At 52.4% G+C, this 19854-nt stretch carries 20 protein-coding genes; all 20 read right to left on the bottom strand.

The window, feature by feature from the left end; all coding sequences use genetic code 11:
• Positions 1-42: 42 nt before the first annotated feature.
• The 20 genes from G8770_RS22505 to G8770_RS22410 all read right to left on the bottom strand — a co-directional run bounded on the left by G8770_RS22505 (position 43) and on the right by G8770_RS22410 (position 19272).
• A complete protein-coding gene (locus tag G8770_RS22505; protein ID WP_167192236.1) occupies positions 43-1395 on the bottom strand; it encodes an MFS transporter in 1353 nt (450 codons plus the stop codon).
• 373 nt (positions 1396-1768) lie between these two features.
• A complete protein-coding gene (locus G8770_RS22500) occupies positions 1769-2632 on the bottom strand; it encodes an SDR family oxidoreductase (RefSeq protein WP_167192234.1) in 864 nt (287 codons plus the stop codon).
• Between the two features lie 49 nt (positions 2633-2681).
• Positions 2682-3569 (bottom strand): LysR family transcriptional regulator, encoded by an 888-nt coding sequence (locus G8770_RS22495; RefSeq protein WP_167192232.1) that lies wholly within the window; start codon positions 3567-3569, stop codon positions 2682-2684.
• Positions 3570-3585: 16 nt separating this feature from the next.
• Entirely contained in the window at positions 3586-4200 is a 615-nt protein-coding gene (locus G8770_RS22490; RefSeq protein WP_167192230.1) for a glutathione S-transferase family protein, read from the bottom strand.
• A gap of 41 nt (positions 4201-4241) precedes the next feature.
• Positions 4242-5171 carry a fumarylacetoacetate hydrolase family protein gene (locus G8770_RS22485; RefSeq protein ID WP_167192228.1) on the bottom strand — a complete coding sequence of 310 codons (930 nt, stop codon included), beginning with the start codon at positions 5169-5171 and terminating at the stop codon, positions 4242-4244.
• Positions 5168-5332, bottom strand: a complete 165-nt coding sequence (locus tag G8770_RS22480) for a hypothetical protein (RefSeq protein ID WP_167192226.1) — start codon at positions 5330-5332, stop codon at positions 5168-5170. The genes G8770_RS22485 and G8770_RS22480 overlap by 4 nt, the downstream gene beginning before the upstream one ends.
• A gap of 477 nt (positions 5333-5809) precedes the next feature.
• Positions 5810-6784, bottom strand: coding sequence for a flavin reductase (locus G8770_RS22475; protein WP_167192224.1), 975 nt, complete (start codon positions 6782-6784; stop codon positions 5810-5812).
• Positions 6785-6891: 107 nt separating this feature from the next.
• Entirely contained in the window at positions 6892-7917 is a 1026-nt protein-coding gene (locus tag G8770_RS22470) for a VOC family protein (RefSeq protein WP_167192222.1), read from the bottom strand.
• 40 nt (positions 7918-7957) lie between these two features.
• Entirely contained in the window at positions 7958-8494 is a 537-nt protein-coding gene (locus G8770_RS22465; RefSeq protein ID WP_167192220.1) for a carboxymuconolactone decarboxylase family protein, read from the bottom strand.
• 62 nt (positions 8495-8556) lie between these two features.
• Positions 8557-10077 carry a 4-hydroxyphenylacetate 3-hydroxylase family protein gene (locus G8770_RS22460; RefSeq protein ID WP_167192218.1) on the bottom strand — a complete coding sequence of 507 codons (1521 nt, stop codon included), beginning with the start codon at positions 10075-10077 and terminating at the stop codon, positions 8557-8559.
• Positions 10078-10632: 555 nt separating this feature from the next.
• The gene (locus tag G8770_RS22455; protein WP_167192216.1) at positions 10633-11460 is read right to left on the bottom strand and encodes an HpcH/HpaI aldolase/citrate lyase family protein; all 828 of its coding nucleotides are present in this window, start codon (positions 11458-11460) and stop codon (positions 10633-10635) included.
• 14 nt (positions 11461-11474) lie between these two features.
• Positions 11475-12677, bottom strand: a complete 1203-nt coding sequence (locus G8770_RS22450) for a CaiB/BaiF CoA transferase family protein (protein ID WP_167192214.1) — start codon at positions 12675-12677, stop codon at positions 11475-11477.
• A 69-nt stretch (positions 12678-12746) separates the two neighbouring features.
• Positions 12747-13913 carry an acyl-CoA dehydrogenase family protein gene (locus G8770_RS22445; RefSeq protein ID WP_167192212.1) on the bottom strand — a complete coding sequence of 389 codons (1167 nt, stop codon included), beginning with the start codon at positions 13911-13913 and terminating at the stop codon, positions 12747-12749.
• A 116-nt stretch (positions 13914-14029) separates the two neighbouring features.
• Complete coding sequence (locus G8770_RS22440) at positions 14030-14866, bottom strand: HTD2 family dehydratase (RefSeq protein WP_167192210.1); 837 nt, start codon at positions 14864-14866, stop codon at positions 14030-14032.
• A 164-nt stretch (positions 14867-15030) separates the two neighbouring features.
• Positions 15031-15924 (bottom strand): LysR family transcriptional regulator, encoded by an 894-nt coding sequence (locus tag G8770_RS22435; RefSeq protein ID WP_167192208.1) that lies wholly within the window; start codon positions 15922-15924, stop codon positions 15031-15033.
• Positions 15925-16269: 345 nt separating this feature from the next.
• Positions 16270-17145: an SMP-30/gluconolactonase/LRE family protein gene (locus tag G8770_RS22430; protein WP_167192206.1), complete on the bottom strand. Its 876-nt coding sequence runs from the start codon at positions 17143-17145 to the stop codon at positions 16270-16272.
• Between the two features lie 77 nt (positions 17146-17222).
• Complete coding sequence (locus tag G8770_RS22425) at positions 17223-17714, bottom strand: VOC family protein (RefSeq protein WP_167192204.1); 492 nt, start codon at positions 17712-17714, stop codon at positions 17223-17225.
• Between the two features lie 15 nt (positions 17715-17729).
• Positions 17730-18086 (bottom strand): DUF4286 family protein, encoded by a 357-nt coding sequence (locus G8770_RS22420; protein ID WP_167192202.1) that lies wholly within the window; start codon positions 18084-18086, stop codon positions 17730-17732.
• 118 nt (positions 18087-18204) lie between these two features.
• Positions 18205-18732 (bottom strand): nuclear transport factor 2 family protein, encoded by a 528-nt coding sequence (locus G8770_RS22415; RefSeq protein ID WP_167192200.1) that lies wholly within the window; start codon positions 18730-18732, stop codon positions 18205-18207.
• A 66-nt stretch (positions 18733-18798) separates the two neighbouring features.
• Complete coding sequence (locus tag G8770_RS22410) at positions 18799-19272, bottom strand: VOC family protein (RefSeq protein WP_167192198.1); 474 nt, start codon at positions 19270-19272, stop codon at positions 18799-18801.
• Positions 19273-19854 lie beyond the last annotated feature (582 nt).

Raw genomic sequence — 19854 nt, 5'->3', positions numbered from 1 at the left:
ACCATAAAAAAATCAACTTGATCAAATCGGTATCAGTGTGCATCAGCCGTTACGGTTAACACTGTGCAAAGGTGGCTCTTTCACCTGCAGGAAAGCGATCATGGCAACCACACTTGGTGCTGCTATAGATACTAATACAGCTGGCACACTGATTTCTGCTGCCAGCATAAAGCCAGCCAGTGCGGGACCAATAATAGGGCCAACCCGGCCAATAGCATAAATGACACCCATCGCCGATGATCGAAAATTCATAGGGTATAGCGACCCGACGTAGGGTAATAAAATGCAGGTAGCTCCCATCGCCGAAAACCCAGCAAAAAACATGCAGATCAATGCACCTGTCAAATTTTGGATAACGCCAATCAATGAGATTGAAATGAAAAGAATTGGCATATAAATCGAGAACACTTTCTTGTAACCAATTCGGCCAGATAACCACCCAGCCAACGGTGTAGAGATGAAATTGCTGCCTGTGAATACGAGAATGAAAGTGATACCCATGGTCAGCGAATACCCACGCTGTACCATCAATTGCGCGATCCAGGTGGTCAGTGTGACAGTAATCATCATGATACTCAGCATCCCGATACCCAGGAACAGCGTGTTACCCGCGTAGCCATCCTGGAAAAGGGTTTTCAAGGGCACTTTTGCAGTGGGCGCCTCTTTCAGAATGTATTCCTGATCCTCGTTGGTCACAAACTGTGTATCGACCTTTTTTAAGACTTCCCGAATGCTTTCGTTTTTGTTCATGTTAACCAAAGTCGTCATGGATTCGGGCAAATGTCGGATTGCGACCGGGACCAGCACGATGCCGATGATGGTGCCAAGCATGATCGTCCGCCATCCAACAGAGGATAGCAACAAAATCGACACCAACGCAGACAACAGAACGCCTACCGAGATACCCGTATAAGACACACTGGAGATCGTTGATTTCCACTTGAGGGGTGTATATTCGAACACCAACGCCACCGCAATTGGCACAATCCCGGCAAGGCCAAAACCCGCTATGAGACGGTAAATGGCGAAATCGACCACACCCTGAGTCAGGCCACAGGCGGCACTGAAGATGATGAAGATTGTCATGCCGATGATCATCATCTTCTTGCGGCCAATGGCGTCGGCTGCGATGCCAAAGACAGCAGCACCGATCACCGCACCGATATGCCCAACACTTCCCAGGAGACCGGCTTCGGCAGGGCCCATCTTCATATCGGCCATGATCGCTGGCAATATGGTGCCGAAGAGCGCGCTGTCCAGGCCGTCAAACACGATTGCCAAAAAGCAGATGAGCGCTACTTTCATGCTGAACGCGTTGAACGAACTGCTATCAATCACTTCTGTAACGTTGACTTGAAGTCTTCCCCGTGGCGATCCACCCATTAAATTAGTCATCAGTTGCAAGTCTCATCAGTCATTTTGTCTAGTTCAGACGAGGGCGAGTCAGCCACAACTATCATGTCGGTGGCGATGACCACGGAGCGAAAATTTTTGCAGCAGTATTTATTTACTGGCATTTTGAATTTTATTGTTATGTGCATCTTTGTTCTTTAGAGATGTTGATTACCACATCAGCCCTGATTATTTTTATCACCCAGATAAAATGAACGCCTGCTAAGCACAGCCCCTCAGCTTGTTTGGTTTACGTCACTTGTTTTCAAACTGAATTACACATCTGTGAATGCACAGGTGAAGTTTATGCAGCTTCTCCACAGCTAGGGAAATGGCATATTCTGCTGCCAGGCAGCAGGATAATTGATAGCGGGGGTCAGGTTTGGGTGGATTGCTTACGCACGAACGCCTCAAAAGTCGTCGGAGAGCGACCGAGCAGCCAAGTCAAAACATTCGGATTGCCGAGAAAATCGTGGCTGCTATAACGTGCCTCAATGGCCCGGATCATGCGTAGCTGGTACTTCTGGGCACTTGGGTCTGCATCCTCCATTCGGGCGCGGATGAAGGCTTCAGAGTCGATGCGCTCAACGCGGATATCCCGTCCAAGCACCTCCGAGAGTACCCGTCCAATATCATGGCCCGAAAAACGACCCGGTGCCGCTAGCTCGTAGGTCGCGGCGAAATGGGTCTCCGGCTGAGCCAGCACTTCTGCGACGACATCGGTAACATCGTCCAGATCGACCATGGATTGCAGCCGATCAAGCGACCAGGAGAGGCGGAATACATCCTCCTGAAACACCGATGTGAGGCGATGCGGTAACATGTAGTTGGCCGGTTGCAGAATGGTGAACGCCAGCCCGGACGACAGCAGATGCTCCTCAATGTCACGCTTGATCTCGTGTTGAATCAGATCGGTGGTGATAGCGTGAAGTACCGAGCTGAACACAAAGTGGCCCACGCCCGCCGCCCGCGCTGCATCCACCATTGCGAAACCGATGTCCCGCTCAGCGGCATGCAGCGTAGGACCGATATGGTAAAGGCTGGCAACACCGCGCACTGCCTCTGCAATAAAAGCGGTGTCAGCGAGATCGCCAACCAGCACCTGATGTACGCCCTGCTCTCCGAGGTAGCGGGCCGATTCTTCTGACCTCACGCAGGCGCGCAGGCTATGCCCCGCTGCGAGAAGCTTGGGAATGAGGTGCTTACCTTGGTTACCATTCGCAGAAGTAATTAAAATCATTCTTGGATCCCTATTCACAACAACAATAACTTACTTCAAGAAAAATGGTTCAATCATCGTCGGAGCCCAGATGCATAGCCATCCTGTCGAACAGTAACTTTACTCGCATCAGTTCGAGTCGGGGAGCCGGTACCATGATTTTCAACCAGCGCTCCACCAAAGAAAATTGCTCCAATACAGGAACAAGTTGCCCTGCTTGCAGAGCATCAGCAACAACTGGCAGAGCCAGCTGAACAATACCTTGGCCATCGCGGGCGGCAGCACACAAATAGCCTTCATCATTGGTAACCAGGACTGGGTGCACGTCCACTTCTACGAGCCCCTCCGGCGAATTGAACTCCCAGATGGGTCCGGCTATAGAAAAGGTTAGACAGGGGTGATGGATCAGTTCGCGGGGATGTGACGGGGCATCGCAATGTGAGAGATAGGCTGGGGACGTACACAGCAGTCTAGGAAAGGGCCTAATGATCTGCTCTTCTACGTCACGATAAGCCATTTGATCCATCCCGACCGAGATATCAAACCCCTCCTCCGCTGGATTTCCCCCCCTGTCAGACGCGACTATATCTAACTGAACAAGCGGATACTGGGAACGGAAACTCGTGAACAGATCACCCAGGCCTTGCCGGATAAGCACCGCCGGGGCCTTGACCCTGATTGGCCCTTCGATGCTGTCCGGGCTCAAAATCGCGCCGCTGGCCATGTCATTGTAGGATCGGACAAGCTGGCGCGCATGCGTCAGGTAGCAATGGCCCGTCTCCGTTAACGTCAGTCGCCGGGTTGTTCGGTCGAATAATTTCGTTTTGAAATCCCACTCGAGCTCGTCAACCCGTTTCATGATGACGGATGCTGAAGTATTGGACGCGCGCGCAGCCGCTGAGAAACTACCGGTATCTGCGGTCGAGATGAAAGCCTTCAGTTTCACTAACACGTCCATTATTGATCACTCAAAATTAGGCGATGAGCTCAGACTCAACGGCGTGACGAATTTCAACCTTCGACCACAGGCGGTCATGATGCGCCTGACATCTTGGACCTAAGGTACCGATTCCATTGAGCACACACCAGTGTTCCAGATAGAAAAGCGCAAAATCCGCGATGCTCATTTTGTCGAACAGCCACTCTTTGCCACCTATCTGCTGCTCTGCCCGGTCAAGGCCTGCCTGGAAAATTTTCAGCCCCTGCGCCTTAACCGCCTCATGGTCTGACTCGTTTGGCGTAAACTTCCCGGGCCGACGTGCACGGGTATAACCCTGCATATGCACAGTGGATACCAGATATTCGGTCATTTCCAGCACGCGGATCTCGCCTTCGACATCAGTCGGAATCAGCTCTCGTTCGGGATTGATACGCGCGAGGTAGAGCGCTATCACTGGAAACTCTGTGAGCAGCGAGCCGTCATCACGAATCAGCGCGGGGACTTTGCCCTTAGGGTTGATTTGAGTATAAGCTTCGAACTCTGGAGTGTCAGGACGTGCCGCCTGTTCGATCTTGAACGGCCGACCTATCTCGGCAAGCAAGGCATGTATCCCGATCTGGCAGGCTCCAGGCAAATAATACAATTTCATATAATACTCCTCAAGTGATGGGGGAATGGGAACGGTGGTTTCTAAACGATGAAGGTTTTCAAAACGCCGATACCGTCCACGCCAGCCTCAACACAGTCACCAGGTTTAAGATACCATTCGTTAGGATCAGGCTTGTGGTGCAAGGCCACCCCTTCAGGCGTACCGGTGCTGATAAGATCGCCAACTGTTAATCCAAAACGCGACCAGAACGCCACCAACTCTGGGAAACTAAAAATCAAGTCACGGCAGTCAGAGTGCTGACGCAATTCACCATTAACCTTCAGCCACAACACCAGTTCGGTGGGGTCTGGCACCTCATCAGCGGTGAGAATATAGGGACCTATTGGCCCAAAGTCAGGAAAGTTCTTGCCCAGCATGATCATGCCGTTTTGCATTTCGCTAAGCTGCCACTCGCGCGCGGACAGGTCGTTAAAAATCGTGTAACCGAAGATGGCGCTGGCCGGATCGATGTCGCTGTTCGCATTAATGTCCTTGCCCAGCACCAGTGCGATCTCGACTTCGTAGTCGAAGTTGATCACGTCAGCAGGTCGCTTCACCTGGCTCATGTGCGGGACCAGCGTGCGCCCAAGCTTGATAAAGCCCGTAGGAAAGTTGCTGTGCAGCTGACTGGCAATGGCTGTGTCGCTGTTCATTGACTCCATCTTGTGCCGTCCGAAGTTGCGTCCTGCGCAGAACATCGACCTTTTTGGCACAGGGGTAAGCCAATTCACAGAGCTCGGGTCATCCATCCACATTGAATCCTGACGCAGCGACGCCCATGACAGTAACTCGCGCGTGGCATCCATCTCTGAGTCCCCACCTTCGATCAGACCCATCATCGTCGTAGGGACGGAGAAATTAGCACATGCACCTGCCTTGGCAACATTAATCAATAGCTCACGACCTGACACGCGGGTAGCGATACCGAGCCGCTCTCCCCCCCCGACCGATTGATAACGTGCAATTTTCATGCGCCTCTTCTTCCCAGCGAGTAGGCTTCGAGGGCTATTGCCACGAACATGTAGCCACGCTGGAAACCATGCAGCATGTATTCGAGTATCAGATGGTCCAGTCCCATGCGGATTTTTGTTTCACACAAGGCCGTCGATTGGTTCTTTACGTTGCTCTTCATGGGTTATGCTTTACGGGCCTCAATTGTTTATTGCTTTAATCAACAGCTTATAGCATTCGATACACAAGGTTTTTACGCAGATTGAAAAAATCACTCTCGCCCCCAAAGCCATTGCGGCCATACACTGACCTCACTTTGGGGGACCTACATAAACATTCTTGAGCCTGGATTCGTTGTGGAGGCTAATCTGAATTACTCATCTGTGTAGAACGGAGTATATCCAGCCCTCCCAGTGCACGGGAAATGAAAAATCCTGCTGCCCCATAGCTAAGTAGCTGATGGGGAAGTTATATCAACCGGTAACGTGCGGGCGATCAATCTCCTAACAACTCCAAGCATAAGCAGTGAAACGGTTCGTAGCGGAATACGCGTTCTGTCTTACTCTTTGTTACCAAATGGTACAATCGATCTGATCCGGAAAATCGTGTAGACGTCCATTCAAATTAAACCACGACAGTCTGGACGCTTACATTGATGTCATTGTGCAGGCGAATATTCGAGTCGAGCCAACAGATGTTTCAGCAGTTGTACTTCACTCGGGTCCAAACCACTTTGAACAGCGGCTTCGCTCGCCTTCCGTATTGAGATAAGTTCCATAACGGCAATTTTACCTTCGAAGGTCAACTTGAACCCTGTTTTACCATCGCTTGATTCGTCTTCGCACAACAACCCTCGTGCGATAAGTGACTGAACGATGGTGGCGGAAATCGCCTGGCCTCGGACTTCTTCGCTGCGTGCTACAATCTCAGGCATACACAACCCATCCTCACGGGCGATGATGCTTAGAACGGCATACTCCTCTGCTGTCCAGTTATGACGATTAAGCTCATTAATCACGGAGTGACGTGTCCGGAAGTAGGCATTCGATACCTGATACAGCAAATCATCAGACGACAGGTTGCTAGACACGTCTTCCGACGTATCGATTTGCTTGGGCAGCAGCATGCCATATCGTCCACCATGGAACAGCAGCGGTTTTTGGGCAGAGTGGTTGAAATCAACAATTTCTCCAACAAAGATAACGTGATCCCCACCCTCATATTGATACGCGACCTTACAGGCAAAGCGGGCCATGCACTCTTGCAACATCGGAATACCGTCTGGTCCGCGATCAAGCGCCAGGCCTGAAAACCGATCCTCAACCTTGCTTGCAAAGCGCGTTGAAAGATCTTCTTGATCGGCTGAGAGAATATGCACAGCGAAATACTCGCTTTGGCAGAATGCCTCCATATTCATAGATGTCTTTGCCAGGCTCCACAGCACCATCGGAGGATCCAGTGACACGGAGGAGAAACTGTTGGCGGTTAAACCGATATCGGCACCGTCGGATCCCGCGGTTGTAACAATCGTCACGCCGGTGGCGAATGAACCGAAGGCATTGCGCAGCGCACGGCCATCAAAACGTGGACCGTTTTCGAAAGGCGCTGCTTGGGTAGATGTCTGGGTCGTCATAGTATATGTCTCAACTATCTCTCATAAATATAGGTCGGTGAAACTCGGCACAGAGGTGAGTATCGATAATAAAGGAGTCACCACAGTGACTCCTTCTACCAGTCCCATTACTGGGCTTTGGCGGCTCTCGCTTTCGCCTTCTCGGCCAAATAGGTCTCAAGCGTAGACAATGGACCACGCTCATAATCCAGCTGCTTCGTCTCAATGCCGCTGAATGCAGTGGTCTCGTTGTACCAGCACTCCTGCGCTGGCAGACCCCAGCGAATCGACAAGCCAGGTTTTGTCATATCCCACTCAACCGGCTCGACTTCAATATCGATCAGGAAGTAATGGTCACAGAACAGCTCGACACGGTGGCCATCGGGGTCACGGAAATAAACGAACATCACGCCTGCTGGACCATGACGACCTGGGCCGCGTTCTACCACATCACCCATACCGAGAATACCGGCAATATCACAGGCACGAATCAAGGAGTTATTATCGGAAACTGAGTAGGCAAAGTGGTGTAAACGTGGGCCAGGGTTTTCCAGGAAAACGATATCCTGAGTACCGGGTTTACGGAACATAAAGGTCGTCATCAGCTTATCGCCGACAACCATATATTCGGAAACACGGAAGCCCATCTCGGCGTAGAAATCGGTTTGCTCCTGCACATTGGGCGTCTGAATCTGCCAGTGGTCGAAGCGCATCGCCGCGCCGCCCTTAAAGTCCTGGAAGTTAGTGTACATACGCGGTTCGGTCGGCATGGTGGCGCACAGCTGTACGGGAGTTCCGGTTGGGTCGTTAACCAACAAAGTACGTCCCTGGTACGGTACTTCAATCCAGCTTGCTGGTAAGCCTTTTGAGCGGTAGAAATGCTCGGCCTTATCCAGTTCTTCTTCCGTGTAAACTCGGAAGCCAATCGCTTCCGCCTGATGCTCACCGGTGTGGCGTTTCACCACTAAACTGTGATGACACACCTCTTCCAGACCGCGGAAATATAAGGTATCCGCATCGCGCTCGGTCAATACCAAACCTATGACCTGCTCATAGAAGTCGAGGCTTGCTTCCAGGTCGCGCGAGGTAATGATGGAATGACTAGAACGGGTAATATTAAATGGGGGGTAATAGACCGGCTTGGGTAATGGCATGTTAAGGCTCCTATTGTGTTTTTTAGGCGGTTTTAATCGGTTATAGCCGGGTAAAATCGTCTTCGTTGCTTAATTCCAGAGGACCAGTCAAGCGACCGGTCATGTTGTACCAACCAATACTGAACAGCAGCGCCACACTCTGCTGGGAGCCAAGTTCACGATGAACAGCTTCCCATACCTCGTTACTGACTTGCGCTGGTGCACGAGTCGCATCCCGCGAGAGACGCAGAACAGCTTTTTCTAATTCAGAAAAAAGCTCGCTTTTTTCAAAATCCCAAAGCGCTAGCATTTTTTCTTTGGGCACACCTTCTTTAATGGCCCGATTCCAATGCGGATCATGCTCATAGCTGGAACCCATGGTTTGACACGCCATCACGATGGCCATTTCACGCAGCTTGGGATCAATGCCACAGCCCTGGCGAACAGCGTCGGCCATGGGAATAAACGCTTCGAGAATATCCGGACAAATGGCCAGCATCCGAAACACTTGTGCCGTCGGCGCGTGACCGCGCTTTGCCCGAAGTAATTCAAAAGCTTCTGGGGCTTCATCTGGTGTTGGAAGTTGGATACGAGGCATACTGTACTCCGCACATTATTATTAAATTGCAGTGGCCGTGACCTTGCCACGGCCACTATCGATTACTTTCCGTTGATTTTCTCATCCCACTCAGCATTGCGATCCAGGAACGCCCATACACGATCTTGTGCTTCGCGAGCTCCTGGGTAACGCTCACCACGCATTTGTGCGTTGCGCCATGGATCGCCGGAGAAAAACTTCTCATACAAATTTTGACGACCGGCAAAGGAAGAACACGAGGCATCCCAAGCTAAACGCAGCATCTGCATCTTGCGCTCTGCGGGAATATCAGCGCCCGCGCAGTAGCGTTTAATTTCTGTGCCGTTTTCACTGTTCAGATCTTCAACGCTTGGAGCAACAACCACATTGCCTGCACCCAAGAACTGCAAAATTTCCAACGCGCGAGCATGCATAGCCGGATACTGGGCACGAATGACATTCAACGGCTGCTCATAAGGTACTACGGTATCACCCGGCCCTTTGATGCAGTCGACCTCAGACACGCGGATCAAGGCGCGCAGCGTTTCCACAAAAGCTACCAACTCGGACAGCTGTACCATCACATTAGGGAAACGACTGTGGTTAATTTCCACCAGGTTGTAAGCAATACCCAGTAGGAACTCCATCTTGGCCAGTGAGCGAGTGCCCGACTGATGAGAACCGTGTGGGCCAGAAGGTGACTTAATCACCGACTGCACCGCTTTGATGTCGCGATAGATAAAGACGCGCTCCCACGGGATGAACGCTTCCTCAAACCACAGTACGGCATCCATTTCGTCCATTCGTGAAGACAGCGGATCGTTGGCAAAGCCACCTTTGGTGGGGAAACTGGGGCGGCAGATCATCTTCAATCCAGGGATGTCCAGCGGGCAAGCAAAACCAACCGCAAAATCTTCAGCATCTTCAACCAGAGGGAACTTAGCGGCTGCGGGCATGATCAGGACTTCGTTAGCCAGAGGGCCGAGGGTAGCCACTGAGCGCGCTCCAGATACATAAATACCTTCATCGGTTTCACGCACAACGCGCATAACCATATCGCCAGGCTGTTCATACATGGGCAAACGCTTGTCAATATCGGGAGACACTAGCGAGTGCGTTAATGCCAGATCGTTGTCCCGAATGTATTCATAGTAGTTCAGAATGTTTTCACCAAACTGCTCACCACCAACGGAAAACAACTCGTAGGCAGAAGCATGGGCGCTCACCATCACGTTCAAAAAGTCTGGTGTACGGCCCATCATGCCACCGACGGCGTCCATCCAGGTTTTCATCATTTCCCGGCGCAAACGCAGATCGTCAGCGTTACGTGGCAACATGAATGAACGTCCCACACGCTTACCAGAAGTTGGTGATATAAACGTCATTTTTTCTTCATTAGCCGGATTGCACTGGATGTCGTACAAATCGGCAATCGACTGAACCGCACCACAAAAACGGGGATCGGTGGTCACATCGTCGATACGCTCACCATCAATCCAAACGGAGCGACCGTCTTGCAGAGAGGCGATATACTCGGCGCCATTGCGCACGCCGTTTTGGATTCCACTCAAGGTGGTGGGATTATTGTTAGTGTTCTGTTCCATGGGTAATACTCCTGCATTTGAAACGTTTAACCTTAACTTCAGGTTTCGTTGATCAGAAAATATGAATTGAAAACCGAACCATGACCGCAAATTGCAGTAGCAGACACTCCAGAATGACCCTGCCATTGGATTGCCGTTCTTTTGCACGCTCTACAGTAGCTACTTCGATGGGTAGATGATATTCAGATAAATCAAACTTAAGAATCCTTGAGTTGGACTAAGACCTTTTCCCAAATGACAAAGATCGCCTTACCCAAGCTGCCGAATGGCACCTACGTCGACCGGGCAGCTTGAGATAGCGAACATATGCGCCACCTTAGGGCGCATATGTTCATCCAGGGATGAGGAATCCGCTCCACCACGGTCAATGTATTCGTACGACTCATTGAAGTGAGCCATTCCTCGGCCTGGATAGGCGCCCTACCGTTCAATCGGAATTGTGTTCCGATAGGCCGAGTACGGATGCACGTGCTGGGTGATGCAAAGTGCTCTGTATATCGCCATCGCGCACGACGGCTTCATAGAGGCTCTAACCACTCTTTAATTTTATTTCGGTCAATACTCATCGCCCGCCTGACTCACGATCAGGCGCGCCCGCTGAATGACAGGGGCATCCACCATCTTGCCGTCGAACTTGAACACCCCCTCGCCACTTTCTGCAGCGGCAAGCACACGCCGCGCCCAATCGAGATCAGTGACATCAGGACTGAAACCTCTGTGTATCGGTACCAGTTGCTGTGGGTGGATACAGAGCATGCCGGAGAAGCCCATCTCGCTGGCCTGTCGCGCGATCCGCTCCACTGTCGCCTCATCATCGATCGAAGGGTAAACGGTTTCGATCGGTGCCTGGAGACCCGCAACCGTGGAGTACAGCACCAGATCGACGCGCACCCGGTCCAGCATTAGCTGGGCACCAGCGGTGTCGGGCTTGAGGCCCAGATCCACGCCCATATCCAGGGCTCCGAAGCAGAAGCGCTCCACCCCTTTCACCTTGGCCATGTTCGCCAGCTCAGTGATACCAAGAGCGGTTTCCAGCAGCGGCCAGATCGGCTTGCCGGTGGCGGCAGCCAGTTGCAACGCTTCCACGCTCTGCGCTTTCGCGACCATGATCGCGGCAACGCCGCGCTGCTGGCGGCAGAGTTCCAAATCCTGAACGAACTCCTGAGTGCCGGAGGCATTGATGCGCACCAGCACCGCCAAGTCAGGATTGGCTTCGAGGTACGCTCTCAGCGACTCTCTCGCTGCATCTTTCTCAGCTGCTGCGACCGCATCTTCAAGGTCGATGACGACCACATCGGCACCGCTTGCAAGCGCTTTGCCGAAGCGCTCGGGTCGAGATGCCGGCACGAACAGAACCGATCGTGTTTTCTGGAATACTGTCATTACTTTGATCACCTTCAGATAATGGATTCACGTCTCAACTGCTCGATGTCATGTTCGCTGTAGCCAAGTCCGGTGAGGATCTCCTCGGTATGCTGGCCCAGCCCCGGAACCGCATCCATCCGAGGGGTATAAGCATTGTTGACCCCCGGCGGCGCCAGCGCTGGCAGTTCGCCTGCGGGACTGTCGATGCGGGTCCAGCGTTGACGGGATTCGAGCTGCGGGTGCGCCCAGACCGCGTGCATGTCATTGACCTGCGCGTTGGCGATCTTGGCCTTATCGAGACGCTCGGCAACCTCCGCCGATGACAGTGATTTGAACGCGGCGTGAATCAGGTCGCGCAGCTCTTCACGGTTCTCAGAGCGCTTGTAGTTGGCACTGAAGCGTTCATCTACAGCCAGTTCAGGCTGCTCCAGCACGGTGCTGCAGAACGACTGCCATTCGCGCTCGTTCTGCAGCCCCAACATGACTGCACGGTTGTCACCTGCCAAGAAGGGGCCGTAGGGATAGATGGTAGCGTGCGACGCGCCAGCCCGCGGAGGCGGCTCGGCCCCCTCGAAGGCGTAGTACATCGGATAGCCCATCCACTCGACTAGACTTTCCAGCATCGACACATCGATGGCGCTGCCCACCCCTGTTTGCTGGCGGAGAATCAGCGCCGATAGCACGTTGGTGTAGGCATACATACCGGCGGATATATCGGCGATGGAGCAGCCCGCCTTCGACATACCATCCGCACCGGGCAACCCAGTGGTCGACAGAAAACCTGACTCGCTCTGGATCAACAGATCGTAGGCTTTCTTGTCCTGGTAGGGTCCGCCCTCGCCATAGCCGGAAATATTGCAGACGATCAGTCGTGGATAGCGGTCGTGCAACTGTTCGAACGAGAGCCCAAGGCGTGCTGCAGCACCCGGCGCCAGGTTCTGCACCAGGACATCGGCACTCTCCAGCAGGGCATTCATCACCGGCTTCGCGTCATCCGACTTCAGATCGAGCGTCAAGCTCTGCTTGGACCTATTCGTCCAGACGAAATGGGACGACAGCCCCCGTACCCGCTGATCGTACCCCCGCGCGAAGTCACCGCTGCCCGGGCGCTCGACCTTGATGACGTTGGCACCGAGATCGGCCAGTTGCCGAGTACAGAAGGGAGCCGCAATGGCGTGCTCGAGGCTGATCACGTTGATCCCGTCGAGCGGACGTTTGGATATAGTGTTCTGCATCAAAGTACCACCTTTGTTGATGCGTTATCGGGAATCGCCGGGGAAAGCTCCCGGCAACCAACACCTGAGTTAGAACGACCTAGGCATACCGAGTACGTGCTCGGCAACGTAGCTCAGAATCAGGTTCGTCGAGATCGGTGCCACCTGATACAGTCGGGTCTCGCGGAACTTGCGCTCAATGTCATACTCGCAGGCGAATCCGAAACCGCCGTGGAACTGGAGACAGGCGTTGGCAGCTTCCCATGAGGCCTTGGCCGCCAGGTACTTCGCCATGTTCGCCTGGGTTCCGCAGGGCTGCTGCTCGTCGTACAGGCGGCAGGCCTCGAAGCGCATCAGGTTGGCCGCCTCCACCTCAATGAAACTCTCGGCGATAGGGAACTGTACGCCCTGGTTTTGACCGATCGGGCGGCCAAACACGATGCGCTCGTTGGCGTAGTTGGTCACTTTGTCAATAAACCAGTAACCATCGCCGATACATTCGGCAGCAATGAGTGCGCGCTCAGCGTTCAGGCCGGTGAGGATGTATTTGAAACCCTGCCCCTCTTCGCCGATCAGATTTTCAACCGGAATTTCCAGGTTATCGAAGAACAGCTCATTGGTTTCATGGTTAACCATGTTGGCGATCGGCTGAACCGTCATGCCGTGGCCGATGGCCTCCTTCAGGTCGACCAGGAAGATCGACAGCCCTTCGGACTTTCGCTTCACTTGGTCCAGTGGCGTGGTGCGCGCCAGCAGGATCATCAGGTCCGAATGCTGTACTCGGGAGATCCACACTTTCTGCCCGTTAATGACGTACTTGTCGCCCTTGCGCACAGCAGTGGTCTTGATCTTGGTGGTATCCGTGCCGGTGGTCGGCTCGGTCACGCCCATCGACTGCAGTCTCAGCTCACCGCTGGCGATCTTCGGCAAGTAGAACTTGCGCTGCTCCTCCGAACCGTGGCGGATCAGCGTGTTCATGTTGTACATCTGGCCATGGCAGGCACCGGAATTGCCGCCCGCACGATTGATCTCCTCCATGATGACCGAGGCTTCAGCAAGACCGAGGCCAGAACCGCCGTATTCTTCGGGGATCAACGCCGCCATCCAACCGTTTCTGGTCAGGGCATCGACAAACTCTTCGGGGTAGCGACGCTCTTCATCGACTTTGCGGTGATACTCGGCTGGAAACTCCGCACAAAGTGTGCGAACCGCATCACGAATATCGTCATATCCCGCGCCAATACTGGTGTTATGCACTGTTGTACTCCTCTCGTTGTTTCGTTCACCGCCACCTCGGTAACGGCACTGACTGACAGTGTTACTTGCTAAAAGAAATCGATCTCCGACCATGCCGTCGGATTTGGGGCGGAACCTCAGCTTTTCTCTTCAAATTGAAGTTCGGCCTGATGCGCCAGTCCGTTGTTGTTGAACGCCCAAAGCGCTGCCTTGCCATCACCCAGATGCCGACCGGATACCTTAAAGGTCTGCTCGGCGGTGAGGGGTCGAAGGCCCCGGTAGGAGAGGTAGGTCGGTCGCAGATCCGGATTGGCGTCGACGAAGGCTCGCATCAACAACGTGGCGATCAGTGGACCGTGCACGACGAGATCCGGGTATGACTCTTCCTCGGTCGCATAGGGCCAGTCATAATGGATGCGGTGAGCATTAAAGGTCACGGCGGAATAGCGAAACAGTAACGTCGGTGTTGGCTCGACCGCTTCAACCCAGTCAAAAGCCTCTTCAAAGGGCTTCGGCTCGATCCTCACCGGAGCTGGCGGGCGATACACAATATCCTGCTCTTCACTGATACACATCACGCCTTCCTGATAAATCTCATGCTGCACAGTGACGAAAATAAGCCTGCCCGAGCGCCCCTCTTTTTCCACCACCTTGATGATGCTGGATTCACGTGACGCATCGAGCCCAACCTTCAGCGGCTCCAGAAATTTGACGCGACCGCCCGCCCACATGCGTGCACAACCTTCAACCCCGGGGATAAAAGCACTCACGTTTGGGTGTCCATCCGGGCCCAGGCCATCCTGCGAAGCGGGATCCTGGAAAAACGCCCAATGCCACAGTGCGGGCAGATCAGCGTATTGCTTGAGTTTGGCGATATTAAACGTCGCCGCCATACGGCTGCACAAAAGTTCTGAAATGTTATCGAGTGTTCGAATATGTCGACCCACCCAGTTCTCAGGAGAATCCGATTTCATGACTCGTCTCGCTTTCGGTTTTTACAGAGGATGAACCAAGCAGGCAGCAATGAAAATTTCGATCTCCGATAGCCTCCGTTTTGGAAAACAAAAGGATCTCAAACAGGCCTATCAGACACCAAGAAGGCGGGATGAACGATCACCTTTCCTGACGGAGCCCCAGATTAATCTCCGTATCGTTCGATGACACTCTCGATCAGTGCCTGTCCGCATCGGGGCAGCGATTCACGGTCTTTTAGCAAAATGCAACGCCTTCGCGTAGCCCAGGTATCCGTCAGTTCCACCAGTTTCATGTTCATCGTTTGGATATAGCGAAAGGCACAGCATTCTGGCACAACGGCAACACCGACCCCCGATTCCACCATACGACAGGCGGGTTCGAATCCGAAAACCTTAACTCTAGGCTTGTAGATACCACCGATTTCACGTGTCACCGCTTCCAGAAACGTGAACAAGCTACTCCCTTCATGCAATCCGATATGGGATTCACCCAGAGTGTCAAAAAAACTGATCGCCCTCTGACTCACGAGTTTGCTGCCTTCCGGCACCGCCAGCAGCAGCTTGTCGGTGGCGAAGGGGATCACCTCCAGTCCACTGCCCTTTACCTCATCCGATACAATGCCGAGATCAGCAGAACCGTCGATAACGGCTTTAACGATGTCCCGGTTGAGCGCCTCCTGAAGGTCGATGCTGACACCGGGACGCTGCGCCAGAAAATCCGCCAGTACACTGGGCAGGATTTCCGTCACCGCGGTGGTATTGGCTGATATACGCAGGTGCCCGGCGCTGTCATCATCAGGAGCAGAGAAATCGGCCTTGATGGCGTCTACCTTTTGCAGGATGCCACGTGCCTGCCGCAGCAACCGTGTACCCGCGGTCGTTAGACTTACGCCTCGGGTCTCGCGGTAAAACAGGCGGGTTCCCAGTTGTTCCTCGAAACCCTTGAGCCTGTTGCTCGCCGCCGCGAGGGATATATTGGCCCTCTTCGCACCATGGGTAAGGCTTTCGGATTCAGCAATACACACGAAAAGCTGGAGATCCCTCAGGTCGAAGTGCATGATAGCTCCAATGGCTTAAATCGGCGTCAAAAAAACATGAAGTTATTATAAGTTTTCTCGGACGTAAGAGTTAAAATTAGTATGCTAAACAGACGTCACGTCTCGGAGTTACTTTGGAGGGTTGAAGGCTCAAGGTAAAGATCCAGAATATTACTGACGTACTCATGACCGAGAAATTAGGGAAGGCAACAGCAATAGAGAGGCCCGAGACAGTTGAAGTTCCGAGTTTGGCAATAATCGATCGGCACAAACCTCTCAAAGATAGCTGTATTTGATTGGCAAACATAGGAGTTCTCCTTAAGTCTTATTTATTTGGGGTTTCCGTATGGCGAATCAAGAAATCACTCAGCCCGCAAAGCGTGGCTCGGGCAGCCCTTTCACACCCAGCCCATAAATCGCAAATACACTGCCACGCATCGCGTTGTCACCGGGATAACGCGGTAGCGGTGGTTTGGTCATAGAGGTGACAAATAAGGTGTCCATGTTGGGGCCACCAAAGTTAAGACTGGTTACCTTCTTTACCGGCATCTCGATGACACGATCCAGGCTGCCATCCGGTGCATAGCGACACAATTTTCCCTCGTAGACGTGGGCGTTCCAAAGGAAACCTTCCGCATCGACGGTTGAGCCGTCAGTCGCTGTCGTGGCGGTAAAGCCATCATTGGTAAAGGTCCGTCGGTTAGCGATGTTGCCAGTGTCCAGGTCGTAGTCGTACTGCCAGATCTCCCCGGAGAAGGTGTCTGAGAAATAAAATCTGGACCCGTCCGGGCTCCAGCAAGGCCCATTAGAGATCGCAAAGCCAACATCAAGCACGTGCACCTTCAAATCTGGATCGACTCTGAAGAGCCGGCCGTCTGAAAACCCCTCACGGGTATCCATGCTGCCGACAATAAAACGTCCGCGTGCATCCACCTTACCGTCGTTCAAGCGGTTGTGCGGTTTGTCTTTTTCCGGGTGAGCGACCAACTCAGTCTCACCAGTATCGAAGTCGAGGAAATGAAGCCCTGAACCCAGCGCCACGATGGCACCGCCATCGTGGCGCAGTGCCAATGAGCCAATCGAGTCAGGCATATCCCACGAACGGACCTCACGACCATCGGCGGTACAGCGAAAGACGCGACCGTCAATTACGTCTATCCAGTACAAGCGCTGCTCTTGTACGTCCCATAAAGGCCCCTCACCGAGGGTCGTTTTAACATCGACCAGAACATCAATCTGCATCTTAACTCCGGGATTCCTGTCATTGGACTGTGAGCAGTCCTACCCAGGCAGAACCGCACTCTCAAAATACGCTGAATTTAGGCCTTCGGCGGCTCAGCAATAGTAATGAACACTCCATAAGGATCTTTGAAACTGAACCAGGACATGGTCTGGTTGCCATCTGGTTTACGGATAACGATGTCCTTTGGTGGGCAGACCACTTCGACACCTTCGTAACCCTTGATCTTTTCAAACGCTTCCTGGCAATCCAGAACCAACATCGCCAGGCGCGTGATGCCTACCTGATTCATCAACTCATAGGGACCATTGCCCTCGATGGTGGCAGGCTTGGTGTATTCAATCAGATTGATCTCAGTGGCATGCCGGGCGTCTGCACCAGCGGTGAGAACGTGATGCGCATAAATACTAATCTCATCTTCAGAAAAACCCAATAGCGGTCCATCAGCTTCATCAGTGCGTGTTTCGAAGGTCGACTCAAACCCTAGCACATCACAATAGAATTTCAGGGCTTTATCAACATCAGGCACGGTGATGCAAACATGTAGGAGTTTCTTAACTAATGCGTTCATGGTAATTTCCTTCCTTTATACATTCCAAGCGTTGGCAAGGCTGTAGAGTGTTGCCCACTGGACGTCGTATACTTTATCGCTCCAGGTTTCTTCTTTGTCTTTACCGGCTTCAGTACGTGCCTCACTGTTCATCCACGCATCAAATTTTTCCTGATTGGCGAACTCATAAATCGTCAGATAAGTGGGGCACGGCTGCGTGGTAACACCGACATGATAGGTTTCATCTGACAGTTTGAAGCGGCGTACCTTTTCGACGAAATCGCCCTTTAACAGCATCGGCACATGAACATCGTCGTACCAGGCCTCGAACTTTTCTATATCTTCGGCGTTGCAGTTGATGCCTACCATCCAAATCACGGTTTCTTCGTTCATTACTGACCTCTATAATAAATTCCAGATCATCCGGAAATTCTGAACAAGGGAAAGGATTCGAGCCCAGCACCGCCAAATACCATTTAACGCAAGGCACGGAGTGTGGTTTGAGCTCGACTTACTTTTTCTTGGCAATTTCCTGAAAGTAGCGGACTTTTCCCTGCTCGCGATAACTGCGCAGCGTATGCGTCGTCATCACTGGGTGCTGTTCGTACGCAGGTTCCGGTACGTTCGGGTTGCCGGTCCAGGAGATCAACCGACAGACACGGCTGCTGATACGCCAACCCTTGTCAGTGCGTACCAATACATCGTCATACCAGCCACGACCCACCCAGTCAGGGCCGCCTTCGGCCGTATCGCGCGACAGCAGCCAATCGCCATAAGTCAGCGCATAGGCGGTATCGCCATCAACGTGAATGCAAGAGCCCATCATGGTGTGCATATGGTTGGTCAGTGTTTCGTGAAAGTCCTTGAAGGCGAACTTCAGTGCAGCCACTGACTTCCACACCGCCCCTGCGGGCCCGAAGTCGGCATGTGCATCTTCGGTAAACACCTCATCCAACACATCCCAGGCGTGACTATCAAGCGCGACGCCATAAAGATTGATGACATCAATAATTTCAACTTTGTCTTGTGTAACACTCATCTAAGTTTCTCCGATTAGTCAAGGTTATAAAAAACCAAGTCAGTAATCCTTGGTGTAACGCCATGATTACTCGCAGTACTCGATGACTTCTAAGATATTTTCGAAAGGATCTTTGAACGTCAAAATTTTAAATTTTCCACCGGTCGGCGCGATCACAACTTGAGGCTCGCATAGAAAATTGATATCACCACGCGCCTTCAACTTCTCGTAGATTGCGTCGGTATCATCCACACCAAACGCCATACGATTAATGCCAGCATGGTTCAGCGGTGCGGCCGATTCAGTGTTGACGACAGTCTTGGGCTCGACAAACTCAATCAGATCGATAACAGTTGCGTTTTCTTTGTCCGTTCCTACGAGGTGGTCGGCATGGATTTCAATGATCTGGTTCGGGAAACCGAGAATTTCGCCTGGTGCGCGTTCATGACGCAGCTGGCCGATTGATTCCAACCCCAGAACACCGCAATAGAATTCCAGTGCTGCGTCAATATCGGCAACCGTAATACATACGTGAAACAGTCGGTTAATATAACGATCCATAATATCTCCTAAGTTTAATGTGACTGATTGATAGTTATGTGTGGCTTAAAACAGGTTAATATCCGATTCGTCAGTGGCTTTTTTATGGGAAATACTTCGGTACTTACTCAACCTGAATGCCGTATCTGTGTATGCAGTGAGTATATGCAGCCAATCCCTAGCACGGGAAATGACAAATCCGGCTGCGCTGCAGCCGGATTGTTGATAGTGAACCCAGAAATCCTGAACGGCTGACATCCACTTCGAACACGGGGTGGCAGCTGCACTCAAAGTGTTAGATCTTCAGTCTCTTAACAAAGTCGGATGGGAGTTTTGCGAAAGATAGGAGCAAAAGGAGTACTTGTGCCGTGCTGAGAGGTGCTTAAAACACCCTCCGAACCGGAAGTGTATGGATGGAGCGTGCGTAAATCTTATTGTCGTTACTCATAGCCAAACAGCTCCACTCGATGTAAAAACAAAGCTTCTAGGGCCTGTTCACACTAATTTTGGTAAAATTTGCGCCTATGGAAATTACAAACGCGCAATTCAAAATCATCGAACACCTGCTGCCCGTGCAGAGGGGTAACGTCAAAATACCGAATA

This window comes from Pseudomaricurvus hydrocarbonicus, assembly GCF_011602365.1.
GTDB classification, from domain to species: domain Bacteria; phylum Pseudomonadota; class Gammaproteobacteria; order Pseudomonadales; family Cellvibrionaceae; genus Pseudomaricurvus; species Pseudomaricurvus hydrocarbonicus.
Note: the sequence above shows the minus strand (reverse complement) of the source record. Positions and strands in the feature narration are given on the sequence as shown.

Coding starts and splice junctions, on each gene's coding strand:
- G8770_RS22505 (WP_167192236.1), bottom strand. CDS start 1,395: ATGACTAATTTAATGGGTGGATCGCCACGGGGAAGACTTCAAGTCAAC.
- G8770_RS22500 (WP_167192234.1), bottom strand. CDS start 2,632: ATGATTTTAATTACTTCTGCGAATGGTAACCAAGGTAAGCACCTCATT.
- G8770_RS22495 (WP_167192232.1), bottom strand. CDS start 3,569: ATGGACGTGTTAGTGAAACTGAAGGCTTTCATCTCGACCGCAGATACC.
- G8770_RS22490 (WP_167192230.1), bottom strand. CDS start 4,200: ATGAAATTGTATTATTTGCCTGGAGCCTGCCAGATCGGGATACATGCC.
- G8770_RS22485 (WP_167192228.1), bottom strand. CDS start 5,171: ATGAAAATTGCACGTTATCAATCGGTCGGGGGGGGAGAGCGGCTCGGT.
- G8770_RS22480 (WP_167192226.1), bottom strand. CDS start 5,332: ATGAAGAGCAACGTAAAGAACCAATCGACGGCCTTGTGTGAAACAAAA.
- G8770_RS22475 (WP_167192224.1), bottom strand. CDS start 6,784: ATGACGACCCAGACATCTACCCAAGCAGCGCCTTTCGAAAACGGTCCA.
- G8770_RS22470 (WP_167192222.1), bottom strand. CDS start 7,917: ATGCCATTACCCAAGCCGGTCTATTACCCCCCATTTAATATTACCCGT.
- G8770_RS22465 (WP_167192220.1), bottom strand. CDS start 8,494: ATGCCTCGTATCCAACTTCCAACACCAGATGAAGCCCCAGAAGCTTTT.
- G8770_RS22460 (WP_167192218.1), bottom strand. CDS start 10,077: ATGGAACAGAACACTAACAATAATCCCACCACCTTGAGTGGAATCCAA.
- G8770_RS22455 (WP_167192216.1), bottom strand. CDS start 11,460: ATGACAGTATTCCAGAAAACACGATCGGTTCTGTTCGTGCCGGCATCT.
- G8770_RS22450 (WP_167192214.1), bottom strand. CDS start 12,677: ATGCAGAACACTATATCCAAACGTCCGCTCGACGGGATCAACGTGATC.
- G8770_RS22440 (WP_167192210.1), bottom strand. CDS start 14,866: ATGAAATCGGATTCTCCTGAGAACTGGGTGGGTCGACATATTCGAACA.
- G8770_RS22435 (WP_167192208.1), bottom strand. CDS start 15,924: ATGCACTTCGACCTGAGGGATCTCCAGCTTTTCGTGTGTATTGCTGAA.
- G8770_RS22430 (WP_167192206.1), bottom strand. CDS start 17,145: ATGCAGATTGATGTTCTGGTCGATGTTAAAACGACCCTCGGTGAGGGG.
- G8770_RS22425 (WP_167192204.1), bottom strand. CDS start 17,714: ATGAACGCATTAGTTAAGAAACTCCTACATGTTTGCATCACCGTGCCT.
- G8770_RS22420 (WP_167192202.1), bottom strand. CDS start 18,086: ATGAACGAAGAAACCGTGATTTGGATGGTAGGCATCAACTGCAACGCC.
- G8770_RS22415 (WP_167192200.1), bottom strand. CDS start 18,732: ATGAGTGTTACACAAGACAAAGTTGAAATTATTGATGTCATCAATCTT.
- G8770_RS22410 (WP_167192198.1), bottom strand. CDS start 19,272: ATGGATCGTTATATTAACCGACTGTTTCACGTATGTATTACGGTTGCC.